The 12,190-nt window shown below is 70.4% G+C and carries 11 protein-coding genes and 1 pseudogene; 8 read left to right on the top strand and 4 right to left on the bottom strand.

Annotated elements, in window-relative coordinates:
* Nucleotides 1–60 precede the first annotated feature (60 nt).
* The 5 genes from ACS04_RS28250 to ACS04_RS28230 all read left to right on the top strand — a co-directional run bounded on the left by ACS04_RS28250 (nt 61) and on the right by ACS04_RS28230 (nt 5,012).
* Complete coding sequence (locus tag ACS04_RS28250; RefSeq protein WP_398021930.1) at nt 61–840, top strand: glycoside hydrolase family 16 protein; 780 nt, start codon at nt 61–63, stop codon at nt 838–840.
* Nucleotides 841–1,385: 545 nt separating this feature from the next.
* Nucleotides 1,386–2,231, top strand: a complete 846-nt coding sequence (locus tag ACS04_RS28245; RefSeq protein ID WP_048479622.1) for an SAM hydroxide adenosyltransferase — start codon at nt 1,386–1,388, stop codon at nt 2,229–2,231.
* Nucleotides 2,232–2,453: 222 nt separating this feature from the next.
* On the top strand, nt 2,454–3,332 hold the full coding sequence (locus tag ACS04_RS28240) for an ABC transporter substrate-binding protein (RefSeq protein ID WP_048479621.1): 879 nt from the start codon (nt 2,454–2,456) through the stop codon (nt 3,330–3,332).
* A gap of 10 nt (nt 3,333–3,342) precedes the next feature.
* Nucleotides 3,343–4,248, top strand: coding sequence for an amino acid ABC transporter permease (locus ACS04_RS28235; protein ID WP_048479620.1), 906 nt, complete (start codon nt 3,343–3,345; stop codon nt 4,246–4,248).
* Nucleotides 4,245–5,012 carry an amino acid ABC transporter ATP-binding protein gene (locus tag ACS04_RS28230; RefSeq protein WP_048479619.1) on the top strand — a complete coding sequence of 256 codons (768 nt, stop codon included), beginning with the start codon at nt 4,245–4,247 and terminating at the stop codon, nt 5,010–5,012. Before ACS04_RS28235 ends, ACS04_RS28230 begins: the two co-directional genes overlap by 4 nt.
* Before the next feature lie 176 nt (nt 5,013–5,188).
* Here ACS04_RS28230 and ACS04_RS35490 read toward each other — a convergent pair whose 3' ends face one another.
* Entirely contained in the window at nt 5,189–5,665 is a 477-nt protein-coding gene (locus tag ACS04_RS35490; protein ID WP_158977569.1) for a hypothetical protein, read from the bottom strand.
* A 236-nt stretch (nt 5,666–5,901) separates the two neighbouring features.
* A complete protein-coding gene (locus ACS04_RS28220; protein WP_245236574.1) occupies nt 5,902–6,882 on the bottom strand; it encodes an NAD(P)-dependent alcohol dehydrogenase in 981 nt (326 codons plus the stop codon).
* A 112-nt stretch (nt 6,883–6,994) separates the two neighbouring features.
* On the opposite strand from ACS04_RS28220, the gene ACS04_RS28215 reads away from it, so the two are divergent.
* Entirely contained in the window at nt 6,995–7,651 is a 657-nt protein-coding gene (locus ACS04_RS28215; protein ID WP_048479618.1) for a TetR/AcrR family transcriptional regulator, read from the top strand.
* Between the two features lie 563 nt (nt 7,652–8,214).
* Here the strand turns inward: ACS04_RS28215 and ACS04_RS28210 are convergent.
* Nucleotides 8,215–9,072 (bottom strand): hypothetical protein, encoded by an 858-nt coding sequence (locus ACS04_RS28210; protein WP_048479617.1) that lies wholly within the window; start codon nt 9,070–9,072, stop codon nt 8,215–8,217.
* Between the two features lie 676 nt (nt 9,073–9,748).
* Here ACS04_RS28210 and ACS04_RS28205 point away from each other — a divergent pair.
* Complete coding sequence (locus ACS04_RS28205) at nt 9,749–10,213, top strand: hypothetical protein (RefSeq protein WP_048479751.1); 465 nt, start codon at nt 9,749–9,751, stop codon at nt 10,211–10,213.
* Between the two features lie 38 nt (nt 10,214–10,251).
* On the opposite strand, the pseudogene ACS04_RS39620 reads toward ACS04_RS28205, so the two are convergent.
* A pseudogene (locus ACS04_RS39620) lies at nt 10,252–10,407 on the bottom strand (MarR family transcriptional regulator); the annotation flags it as partial.
* Nucleotides 10,408–10,590: 183 nt separating this feature from the next.
* On the opposite strand from ACS04_RS39620, the gene ACS04_RS28200 reads away from it, so the two are divergent.
* Nucleotides 10,591–12,006, top strand: a complete 1,416-nt coding sequence (locus tag ACS04_RS28200; RefSeq protein WP_048479616.1) for an MFS transporter — start codon at nt 10,591–10,593, stop codon at nt 12,004–12,006.
* Nucleotides 12,007–12,190: the final 184 nt, after the last annotated feature.

Below are 12,190 nucleotides of genomic sequence, written 5' to 3'. Positions count from 1 at the left end.
GTATGTGCTTCTGTGAAGGCGGGCATGCTGCAAGAGCTCGCGTTCTCCGGAAGGAGCGATGTGCTCTCTCAAGTTCTCGACCGGATCCGACGGCTCCTCGGACGCCCCACCTCAACCCCCACCTCAACCCCCGACCCGACTCCCGCCCCAGGATCCGCACCCGCACCTGTCGGCGGCACCCGGGCGAGCGCCCCGGTCCCGGTCTTCACGGCGGACTTCGGCTCGACTGCCCAGTGGGTCGCGGGACGTTCCTGGGCCTATCCGAACGGTGGACCCACCAATCCCGGCGACAACAAGCTCGACTACCTCGTGTCTGACGCATCCTTCAGCCGCACCGGAACCTTTCGGGCCACCCGCCGCCCCGACGGCAAGTGGAACACGGGGCTGTTGACCACGGAGGGCAGCAGCGAAGGGTTCATGGTGCGGACCGGGGACGTGCTGGAGTCCCGGGTTCGCCTGCCCTCCGCACTCGGGGCCTGGCCCGCGATCTGGACCTGGCTGGACGGCGACAACGAGATCGATGTCTTCGAGTACCACCCGGACAACCCCGACCTCCTCGAGTTGTCCAACCACGTGAAGGGCAGCTCTCACTACCACCGCGACCCGGCGGTCGGCCCGGGCAGCTGGGTGGACCTCAAGGTGGAGTTCGGATCACGCTCGGTGGTGTGGTGGGTCAACGGCAAACAGGTGTTCGCCGACCGGCGCGGGGTGGGTCGCCGCTGGCGCGCGTATCTCATCGTCAACCTCTCTGTCTGCGCCGGCCGCTACCACCCGGCCCCCGACCGGGACGTATCGGCGATGTCATACGAGGTGGCCTACCTGCGCGTCATCCGCCCGTAGACGCCTCGGCAGGTGAGGTGTCTGGGGCGGAGGAGGTCGGTGCGCGTCTCGTACCGGATCCTGATCCGCCGGCAAGTGAACCGGTGGAGCCAGGCCATGCGTGAACGCGCGGCCGCGAGAGCGGGTCAGGCGATGTCGCCGCGACGGCGCGCTTCGGCTGGTTCCGCCGCTTCGGCGGCGGCCTGCCGGTTGGGGCCCGAGTGGGACCGGACGTCTTCCGGCAGGAGCACCAGCGACGGCCCCTGCCGTCGCGGCCGTCGAGCCAGTCAGGGGCTGCCATGAGTGTGGCCCGGGGCCATGGCCCCGTTTCACATTCTGGACGGCTTGTCCACGGTGCGTCCGCGCGGTGCTATCGTCCCGCCCATGCAGCACACCTTCCACCTCGCCATGATGCGAATGATGCCCCCGCCTTCGGAGGCGCTTCGCTAGCGAAGCCGTGTGCGCACGAGATGCGACGGACCCTCCGGAATCGGAGGGTCCTTTTTTGTTGCCCGGATCCGTCATCCGGCCCCCCATCAGACCCCGACAGAAGGCGAACAACCGCCATGACCCGTGTACCGGTCGTCTCCCTCACCGACTGCGCGGACCCCAACGCGCTGGCCCGGCAGTCCGCACGGATCGCCGCGCTCTTCGGGGCCACTCCCACCGTCGTCCCGCTGGACGGGCCGGACCCGGAGGGCGCCGCCGCCCTCACCCTGCTGGACCTGCTCCGCTCCACGGACCTGACCGGCGGGCCGACGCAGCCCCTGGTGGTGCTGGTCAACATCGCCCCGCGTGACGGCCACTGGCCCAACGGCGTGCCGTTCTGCTACTTCCGCCACGGGCAGCACCTGGTCATCTCCACCCTCAGCCACCGGGTCCTCGCCCCGCTGGCGAACTACCTGGGGCTGACGGAGGTCCAGGTCACCGATGTGCGCGAGGTGCTGGAGGCGGGCGCCGCCGGATGGGCCGATCTGGCTCCGGCCGAGGTGGAGGAGATGGTGCGGACCCAGTTCCGCAGCCTCTGGTACGTGCCGCTGCTGGCCCGCTGGCTGGCGGACGGCCGCCCGGTGCCCGCCGAGCCGGCACCGGTGCGGTCCCTCGCCGCGCAGGACGTGCGGGTCGCCGTCGTGGACAACTTCGGCAACTGCAAGCTGGACCGCCCCGCCGCGGAACTGCCGGGCTACGAGGGGACCGGCGCCACGGCCCACCTGACCGTCCACAACCGGCGCGAGCGCCGCAGCGTCACGGTCCGCTGCTACGACAGGCTCCCGGACGTCCCGCTGGGCGAACCCGGGATCACCGTCGGGAGTTCCGGCGTCGGCTTCGCCGAACTGGTGGTCCGCGGCGGCTCCGCGGCGGAGCTGTTCGGCTTGAGCCAGGGGGACCGGGTTTTCCACCTCACCAGCTGACACGGCGCCACACAGCGCGTCCACCACCTGTCCCGATAACACGGTCCGCATTGACACCGATAGCAACGACCCGGAATACTGAACACGTGTTCGGAAATATTCCCCTGGTACGCCGCCGCCACGTGGACAACGTGCGCTGCGCCGCCGACCTGTGTCGTTGACCACACAGCTCCGCCCCTTTCCCGTACCCCTTTGCCGAACCCCTTTCCCGAAGGACCTCCGATGTCCCGCACTCGTATAGCCCTGGTGTTCTCCGCTGCCGTCGTACTGACGGCGGGCGCCTGCGCGCCGCAGCCCGGAAGCACTACTTCCGCCGCCTCTTCATCCGGCGCCTCCACCGCTCCCACCTGCACCGTTGACGCACTAGCCCTCCACGAGAAGGGCAGGCTGACGGTGGCGACCGACTCCCCCGCCTATTCTCCGTGGTTCGAGGAAAACACCCCCGCCAACGGCAAGGGATTCGAGAGTGCCGTCGCCTATGCGGTGGCCGAGAAACTCGGCTTCCAGAAGGACCAGGTGAAGTGGGTCGTCGAACCCTTCGCACATTCCTACGCACCCGGCGCGAAGAACTTCGATTTCGACATCAACCAGATTTCCATCACCCCGCAGCGGGCACAGGCCGTCGATTTCTCCAGCAGCTACTACAAAGCCGACCAGGCCATCCTGACCCTGGACAATTCGAAATTCGCGAACGCCACCTCGCTGGCCGGGTTCAAGGACGCCAAGGTCGGCGTGCAAGTGGCCACCACCAGCTACCAGGCCGTGCTCGACCAGCTGAAGCCGTCCCAGCAGCCCGGCGTCTTCAACACCACCAACGACGAGGTCAACGCGCTGAAGAACGGGCAGATCGACGCGATCGTCACCGACTTGCCGACCGTGTTCTACCTCGCCGGCGCGGAACTGGACAACGCCAAGATCGTCGGCCAGTTCGGGTACGCCGGAGGCACCCCGGAAGAGTTCGGACTGCTCCTGTCCAAGGGCAGCAAGCTGACCCCGTGCGTGAACAAGGCCCTGGACGCCCTCAAGGCCGACGGAACCCTCTCCAAGCTGAGCTCGCAGTGGCTGTCCGCCTCGGCGAACGTTCCGGCGCTGAAGCCGTAGAGGGCCCGCCGTGGACTTCACGAAGACCCGCGCACCGCACGGGGCGGCCGGCACCGCCCCCGCGGACGACGCCTACCGGCCCAGCGAGCGCGAGGTCGAACGCCGGCGCTTCCGGCGCGCCCGCAAGCGGCGGCACACTTGGATCTCCGCCGTGTGCACCCTGCTCTTCCTGGTCGCCGTGGCAGCGGGCGCGCTCTCCTCACCCGGCTGGGAGCGCGTCGACTCCCTCTTCCTGGACGGCACCGAACTGCGCGAGGCCTTCCCCGACCTCCTCCACGGATTCTGGCTCAACATCCGGATGTTCGTGATCGCCGAAGTCCTGATCCTGCTCCTCGGACTGCTGACCGCCCTGGTGCGCGTGACCCGCGCGCCGGGCCTCCAGCCCCTGCGGCTGGCCGCGACGCTCTACGTGGACGTCTTCCGTGGCATACCGACGCTGCTGCTCGTGTTCCTGGTCGGATTCGGGCTGCCCGCGCTGCAGTTGCAGGGCACCCCCTCCGAGCCCTGGGTGCTCGGCGTCATCGCCCTGGTCCTCTCCTACGGGGCGTACGTCGGCGAGGTCCTGCGGGCCGGGCTGAACTCTGTCCATCCCTCGCAGCGCTCCGCCGCGCGTGCGCTGGGGCTCAGCGAACGCCAGACCCTTCGGCACGTGGTGCTGCCGCAGGCGGTGCGCAACGTGGTCCCGCCACTGCTCAACGACTTCATCGCCCTGCAGAAGGACACCGCGCTGGTGGCGGTCCTCGGCCCGCTGGAGGCGCTGCGGCAGGCCCAGATCAAGGCGGACTACGACTTCAACTACACCCCGTACCTGGGAGCAGCCCTCTTGTTCATCGCCGTGACCATCCCGCTCACCCGCTTCGCCGACCGGCTCCAGCGGCGGGCCGCGCAGCGCACCTGGGCGGAGGCCGGCCGATGAGCGAACCTTTGCTGCGGGTCCGGGGCCTGCGCAAGCAGTACGGACCGCGGGTGGTCCTGCGCTCCATCGACCTGGACGTCTCCGAGCACCAGGTCGTCTGCCTCATCGGCGGTTCCGGATCGGGCAAGTCCACCCTGCTGCGGTGCGTGGACATGCTCGACGTCGTGGACGACGGCACGATCCACCTGGCCGGGATCGAGCTCACGGACCCCCGGCTGGACACCGATGCCGCCCGCAAGCGGATCGGCATCGTCTTCCAGGCCTACAACCTGTTCCCGCACCTGAGCGTGCTGGACAACATCACCTTGGCGCCCCGCCGGGTCCACGGCGTCCCCCGCAAACAGGCGGAGGAGACGGCCCGCGAGCTGCTGGCCCGGTTCGGGCTGGCGGACAAGGCCCGGGAGCACCCCGACCGGTTGTCCGGCGGCCAGCAGCAGCGCGCCGCCATCGCCCGCGCGCTCGCCACGGAACCGGACCTGCTGCTCTTCGACGAGATCACCTCTGCCCTCGACCCCGAGCTGGTCGGCGAGGTGCTGGACGTGGTCGCGGACCTCAAGCGGCGCGGCCTGACCATCTTGATGGCCACGCACGAGATGGACTTCGCCCGTCAGGTCGCCGACCAGGTCTGCTTCCTGGAGAACGGCGTGATCGTGGAACAGGGCACCGCGGAGCAGGTCTTCACCGCCCCCCGGGAGCAGGCCACGCGGCGCTTCCTGTCCCGGGTCCTCGACCTTCCGGGACGGGACGGCACGGTCGTCGTCTAGGTGTACTGGTCCGGAGCGTTGTTCGCGCGGGTGTTGGGGGGGGGCGTCGAGTGCGGTGTGGCAGCGGCCGGAGCAGGGCCGGGGTGGGGCGCCGGGATCCCTCCGGCCGCGTGCCGCACATGGCGCGCGCGAGAAAGCTCTCGGCGCGTCGAACGGTCCTGGTCCGCACCGCGTGGTCAGGGGCCGCCCGGACCTTCGAAGCGGTTCCGGGCGCGGTACCGCTGCCGGAACCGTTCCGCGACGCGCTCCAGATTCGCCTTGACCGGGCTCTCCTCGTCCGCCGTCCCCTGCGGCTCCCGGCCGCGCCTGTCGCGCTGGTAGCCCTGCCCTCCGGATACGGCCCGCTTCTCCCACTGCTCCACCGACCACCACAACCTCATGTAGGGCGCGGCACCGGGCACGCTGACCCCCAGAGTGCGCCACTGGGCGGGCGTGTAGCTCTTGACCTGCACGTTGTTCTCCAGCTCGCGCAGCAGGCCGAGCACCGCCTCCACGGAAGCCGGCGGCGCGGCGTCACCGCCTGCGATCCGCTCATCGAGGCGCGCGGCGACCTCTTCCGCCGTCGAAGGACGCCCCAGCGACCGCACGGCCCCCAGTACTTGCTCCTCGTCCGGTACGTACATCCGCCCGTCGTCCTCCCCGGTCCCCACCACGGCTACGACGCTGGCATCGGCCCGCCGCCCACCACAGGCGCTGCCGACACGGCCGCCGAACTACGCGGGCTCCTGAGCGGATTTCAGTGAGCCAAGCGGGCCAGGTCTCCACGGCCAGGTCTACTACGAGGCAGCAGGGCTGGTCGAAGCCATCAGCACCCTCGCACCTCCCCAAGCCCCGAAGGGGAACCCGGGGCTGCATCCCGCCCCGGGCCCCTCCGCCCTCACCAGAGCCGTCAGACCGTGATGACGGTCTTGCCCCGGGCAGTGCCCGCCATCAGCATCTCCAACGCCTGCGGGACCTTGTCGAGCGGGAAGGTCGCGGTCACGGCGGGGCTGACCCGCCCCGCGTCGACGAGCGAGGCCAGTTCGTCCAGGTCCGCGCGGTTCTGGCGGCTGGCCAGCATCGTGAGTCGCTGCCGGGTGAAGGGCGAGCGCACGACCGCGTGGAACTGGCGGCCCATTCCCACCCAGTCGCCGCAGTCCTCGCCGCCCACGATGACGAGCGTGCCACGCGGGGCCAGTATCCGGCGCAGCCGAGCGAGCGGGGTGCCGCCCGCGATGTCCACCACCACGTCGTAGCCGCCGCCCCCGGCCGTGACGTCCTCGCGCGTGTAGTCGAGTACGCGGTCCGCGCCCAGCGAGCGCACCAGGTCCGCCTTGGTCGGCCCGCACACCCCGGTGACCTCGGCCCCGAAGGCCTTGGCCAGCTGCACGACGTACGTGCCCACACCGCCCGACGCCCCGGTGACCAGCACCCGTTGGCCGGCCCGGACCCGCCCGGCGCCGCGCAGCGCCTGGAGCGCGGTGAGGCCGGACACCGCCAGCGCACCCGCCTCCGGGTACCCCAGCCGCTCGGGCTTGGGCGCCAGCCGGTCGGCGCGCGCCACCGCGTACTCGGCGAACGCCCCGCGGGCGGTTCCGAACACCTCGTCGCCCACGGCGAACCCGGTCACCCCCGGGCCGAGTGCGGTCACCGTGCCCGCCACGTCCAGCCCGGTCAGCGGATTGCGGGGCCGTCTCAGCCCCAGGGCCGCGCGCACCGCGTAGGGGTGGCCGGCCATCAGGTGCCAGGTGCCCCGGTCTACGCCGGCAGCCCGGACCCGCAGGAGCACCTGCCCGGCACCGGGGGTCGGCCGTGCCACCTCCGTGAGGCGCAGCACCTCGGGAGCCCCGTACCCGGTCTGCATTACCGCCTTCATCGTCGAGCTGTCCATCCGCGTCATCCCGTCCTACTCGCCCGGCCTGCTGCCGTACTTAGTACGACTTACTTAGTACGGTAGCGTGGACCGGCCGGTCAATCCAGTACGGAGCAGGACGGAGACAGAGGTGCCCGAGCACGCACCCCTCAGCCGCGACCGCGTCCTTCGGGCCGCCGTGGACATCGCCGACGAGGGAGGGATCGCCGCCGTCACCATCAGGGCGGTGGCGGAGCGGCTCGGGGTGAAACCGATGTCCCTCTACCACCACGTGCCCCACAAAGAGGCGATCCTCGACGGCATCGTCGACGCCGTCTTCGCCGAGATCGAACTCCCCCTCGACGAACCGGACTGGCGCGCAGCCCTGCGCCACCGCGCGCACAGCGCCCGGACGGTACTCGGACGGCACTCCTGGGCCATCGCCCTCATGGAGTCGCGTACCCACCCCGGCCCCGCCACCCTGCACCACCACGACGCCGTCCTGGGGATCCTCAGCCGCGCCGGCTTCCCCTACGCCCTCGCGGGACACGCCTACTCGCTCCTGGACAGCTACGTGTACGGCTTCGCCCTGACCGAGGCGGCCTTGCCCTTCGCCCCGCAGGACGTGGAGATCGCCGTCGGCGACCACCTCGCGGCCTTCCCGGCCGGGGCCTACCCGCACCTGGCCGAGTTCGCGACCCACCATGTGCTCCAGCCCGGCTACGCGTACGGGTCGGAGTTCGACTACGGCCTCGAACTGATCCTGGAGACCCTCGCCACCCGCCTCGCCGGGACCACCCGACCCTGAACCGCACGCGGACCCCACCGGCGCCCCGCCTCATCCGGCCGGGTCGCCGGCCACTCCGCTCGACGCATCGGACGGACGACCCGGCGTGCGCCGGGCCGGTCCTTCGTGAGCGCGTCGATCAGCTCGACGTCGGCGTACGTGGTGAGCCGCCGGTCGGGAGGCGACGGCCGGGCGCGTTGACGTCGCCTTCGACTTCGCTGGCGTGGGCGCCGCCCGCGCCCAAGCCGCGTCGGTCCTCGGCCCGTTCGGTTCGCTCGTCCTCGCCGGACTCACCCCGGAGCCGGTCACGATCGCCGACAGCATCGGATTCTGCTTCAAAGTCAACCGGTCCGCGGCCACTACGGCTCCGAGCCCGAGCACGTGGAGCAGCTCGTCGACCCGGCCTCGGCCGGACGCATCGACCTGGCCCCCACCCTCAGGCGCCCGCCCGCCGTACAGCGCCGCGACCATGTCGGCCACGATCACCGCATTGCAGACGAACGCGACGGTCGCGTTGGCCCCGCCGGCCGCGCCCGGACCGCCGACGGCGCGGCTCCCCGACGGGTCGGGGAGCCGCGCGGAGCTCAGTTCTCCATTCCGAAGTAGTGGCCGAGGTATTCGGTGATCTCGGCCGCGTGGGGCAGGAGTTCGGGCAGCTGGGCGGCGAGGGCGCTTCGAGTGGCGGCTGCGAGAGTGGCCGAGCTGGTGGCGGCGGGTCGCACGTACGGTTCGAGGCGCTTGATCAGCTCGTAGTTGCTTGCGATGTTCTCGGTGCGCATGGCCCGCTCCAGCGGCGACGCTCCGGGCGGCGGGACGGGGGCGAGCACCCGGCTGATGTAGGTGACCCGGTGCAGGACCCGCCAGCACGGGGGCTTCGCGGAGCTCTGGCGAGTCTGGCGCAGCGCGGCCGCGTCAGGGGCGTTGCTGCCCGACAGCCAGGTCGGGTCGACCACCTTGTGGTAGAAGTCGTCGAAGTTGGCGCTGGTCTCGCCGAGGTAGAAGGTGAGGAAGCGGTAGGCGTCGACCTTGCCCGGCACGAGGACCGGCTTGCCGGCGGCGTCGTACAGGGGTTTGCCGTTGCTGTCCCGGCGTTGGAGGTCGTTCGAGGGCGTGCACTGAACGTCGAGGCCGAAGCTGCGGGAGGACTCCTTGCTCTTGGCCCGGGTGGTGCTGAAGCCGCCACCGCGGGAGGCGTCGAGGTGGAAGGCCCAGCCGAGGCCGAGGGCGCCGAAGCTCAGGTCGAGGTTGCCGCCGTAGGAGTAGGTGAAGTTGTAGGAGCCGGAGGTGGTCTCGCTGACGGCGTCGGTGGCCTCGGGGGTTTCGGCGAAGAAGCCGCCTTGGGCGGTCCAGACGTAGGTGTTGACCAGGTCCCGGTGGGAGAAGCCGGCGGCGGTGGCGCTGCCGGTGGTGGAGCCGGCGCTGTCCTGCTGCTCGGCGGACATGCCCATCGAGCGCAGGACCGCCTTGGCCTGGATCTCGGCCGGTTCCGTGCCCGAGTTGTGGCCGACGTCGGTCGAGATCGACTCGTAGAGGGCTTGCAGTCGCTGCTGGTCGCGGGTGATGCGGCGCTTGAGCGCGTACGCGTCGCGCGGCTTGAAATAGCTGTACTCGCCGTAGGTGGTGGCGGTGGGGTAGTCGGGGTCGGTGACCTTGCCGAAGGCGTCGAAGCCGACCCCGCCATGTTACGGCCTATGACTTGATTAGTCGTCAGTTGGCTGGACTTCGACGGCGCGGCTGATCGGCGAGAAGTACAGCGCCCGCCGGCCGGACCTGACGGTGCGGATCGTCCTGGACGGCTTGGGCGAGGATCTGCCGGACCGGAAGTGGGTGCCGCCCTACCCGGCCCGCTGTAGCCGGCCGGCGCCGGTCAGGTATGGGCGAACAGCCGGCGGGGGCGGTGACGGGGGCGGCCGGTGGCGCCGAAGGTTCGTGGACCTGTCACAACCAGCATGGCGACAGCCGACCGTGCGGGAACGGCAGGCGCCCCACGGCGACTGCCTGCGAGCACTCCACAAGCCGACCCCCGGACGGCGGCCCCGTGCGGGCCGGTGGCGGTCGCTGCCCGGAGGGCAAGGGGCGCGTAGAGCGGCGTGAGCCGCTCGTTTTACAGTGATCCGCATGGACATGCAGAGAATCGTCGTGGTGCTGGCTGAGGAAGCTGAGCAACAGATCCGGGATCAGGTGTGGAATCTGGATTCGAGCGACCGCGCAATGGCTCGTGAGACCGAGGGCCGCCTGCGCGACGCTGTCGCCCCGCAGGACGTCCAGGACGCGTTGCCGCAGATCAAGCGTCTCGAACATCTGCGGGAAACTCTCGCCGTCCTGGCCATCTCCCTCGCGCGCACGCACGGCCGCATGGCCTGGTTTCTCTCCGGCGCTCTCCACGCACTCGAACCGGTCCTGCGCTGGCGCGCCCTGCCATCTGACGGCGGCGGCACCTTCGGCACCGTCCTGCCGAGCTCCGAGGACTACACGGAGGCGGAAAACGCCGTCCGCCGACTGCAGGACGCCCTTGCGCAGATCGCCACCGAGCGGGTCGGCCCCGGCAGCGTTCACCCCGATCAGCAAGCGAACGAAGTCTGAATCCATGATTCGATCCTGAGCTGAGCGTTTACGGCCGCTCAGGCGGTCAGCGTCGCGAGCTCCGTATTCGCGCGCTCGGCGACCAGGGCGAGGACGCGGCCTGCGGCGGCCAGGCCCTCGCCGAGGATCCCGCCCCATACGCGGGCAGTGACCGGGGCGACCTCCGCGCCGACGACGGCCAGCAGTTCGCGCCCTCAGCAGGGATGGAGCAGCGAACAGCGGTGTCCCGGTGGGACGGCTGCCGCGCGCCTTCGGCCCGGCGGCGTTCTGCCGTGCGACGGTCGGGAGGGCGGTCGCCTGATGTCAGCGGCAGGCTGCTCGCGTGGAAAGTCGCAGTTCCTGAGAGCATCGGACTTGGCGGATGGGCAGGTGGCGCTATGGCCGGGATGGCAGCGACGGAGGCGCGGCGGGTGCTCGCTCCGCTGGCGTTGGCACAGTTCATCTGCAGCTTCGCCGGCTCGAACATGAACGTGATGATCAATGACATCAGTGAGGACCTGGACACCACAGTGCAGGGTGTGCAGGTGGCGATCACGATTTTCCTGTTGGTGATGGCCGCGCTGATGATCCCGGGCGGGAAGCTGACCGACAAGTGGGGGCGCAAGCGCTGTCTGCTGGCGGGGCTGGTGGTGTACGGGGTGGGGGCGGTGCTCAGCGCTGTCGCGCCGGGGCTCGGTGTGCTGATCCTGGGGAACTCGATCCTGGAGGGCGTGGGCACCGCGCTGCTGATCCCGCCCGTCTACATCCTGACCACGCTGCTGTTCACGGACACGGCGTCGAGGGCGCGGGCCTTCGGAGCCATCATGGCGATGGGCGGGGTCGGCGCGGCCGCCGGTCCGCTGATCGGTGGGCTGATCACGAGCGCGATCAGCTGGCGGGCCGCGTTCGTGTTCCAGGCACTGGTGATCGTGGTGATCGTGGTGCTCAGCCGCAAGATCGACGATCCGCTGCCGGCCGATCCTGCCCGGCCTTTCGACACCGTAGGAGCGGTACTGTCGGCGGCCGGCCTGGTGCTGCTGGTGATGGGCATCCTGGCCATCGACAACAACGGCTGGCTGGCGCTGGGCCTGCTGCTGGGCGGTGCGCTGGTGCTGGCCGGCTTCTTCTCCTGGGTGCGGGGCCGCGAACGCAAGGGGCGGGAGCCGCTGCTGTCGACCGCGCTGTTCCGCAACCGCACCTCCAACCTCGGTCTGGTCACCCAGAACACGCAGTGGCTGATGCTGATGGGCGTCTCGTTCACCGTCGCCGCCTACCTGCAGGTCGTCCGCGGTTACGACGCGGTCGAGACCGGCGTCATCTTCACCGCCGCGACCCTCGGCATCCTCGCCTCCTCACTGGCCGCCGAGAAGCTGGCACGGCGCCATGCGCAACGCACCCTCATCATGGTCGGCTTCGTCGTGGCGATCGCGGGCATCGCCGTACTCCTCGCCCTGGTCGCCTGGACACCCGGCGCGTGGGCGTTCGCCCCCGGCCTGCTGCTGATCGGCCTGGGTTTGGGAGCGATGCTCACCCCCTCGGTGAACGTCGTCCAGTCATGCTTCTCCGAGGCACAGCAGGGCGAGATCTCCGGCCTCTCGCGCAGCATCTCCAACCTCGGCTCCTCACTCGGCACCGCTATTGCAGGCACCATCCTTGTATCGGGGCTCAGCAAGGGCGCGTACGCGGCGGCGATGGCGGCCCTCGCGGTCATCGGCCTGGGCGGCCTGATTGCCGCGGGCCTGCTCCCCCGCGGCGCCCGCCCCCCGGCCATCGAAGCCGGGACTACGGCGCCACCAGGCACACCACAGCGGTGACCCCGGGGTAAGGCGATACGAGGCGCCCTGGTGCCGGAGGCGGGTACGAGAAGCACATGTCCGCCGTTTCGTGTGCGGTGACGGTCAGCGCCTGCCCTCCCGCCAGGTGATCTGCGGGTGCCATGGAACCGGCGTTCCTCGTGGGGCCATGCGTGCTCGTGCGAAGGACGCAGGCCCCGCGAGA

It is taken from the genome of Streptomyces roseus (assembly GCF_001044425.1).
Classification (GTDB): Bacteria; Actinomycetota; Actinomycetes; order Streptomycetales; family Streptomycetaceae; genus Streptomyces; species Streptomyces roseus.
Note: the sequence above shows the minus strand (reverse complement) of the source record. Positions and strands in the feature narration are given on the sequence as shown.

What these genes read in the sequence shown, in the direction of transcription:
- ACS04_RS28245 (WP_048479622.1), top strand. Translation starts at nt 1,386, where the DNA reads ATGACCCGTGTACCGGTCGTCTCCCTCACCGACTGCGCGGACCCCAAC.
- ACS04_RS28240 (WP_048479621.1), top strand. Translation starts at nt 2,454, where the DNA reads ATGTCCCGCACTCGTATAGCCCTGGTGTTCTCCGCTGCCGTCGTACTG.
- ACS04_RS28230 (WP_048479619.1), top strand. Translation starts at nt 4,245, where the DNA reads ATGAGCGAACCTTTGCTGCGGGTCCGGGGCCTGCGCAAGCAGTACGGA.
- ACS04_RS28220 (WP_245236574.1), bottom strand. Translation starts at nt 6,882, where the DNA reads ATGGACAGCTCGACGATGAAGGCGGTAATGCAGACCGGGTACGGGGCT.
- ACS04_RS28210 (WP_048479617.1), bottom strand. Translation starts at nt 9,072, where the DNA reads ATGTCCGCCGAGCAGCAGGACAGCGCCGGCTCCACCACCGGCAGCGCC.
- ACS04_RS28205 (WP_048479751.1), top strand. Translation starts at nt 9,749, where the DNA reads ATGGACATGCAGAGAATCGTCGTGGTGCTGGCTGAGGAAGCTGAGCAA.
- ACS04_RS28200 (WP_048479616.1), top strand. Translation starts at nt 10,591, where the DNA reads ATGGCCGGGATGGCAGCGACGGAGGCGCGGCGGGTGCTCGCTCCGCTG.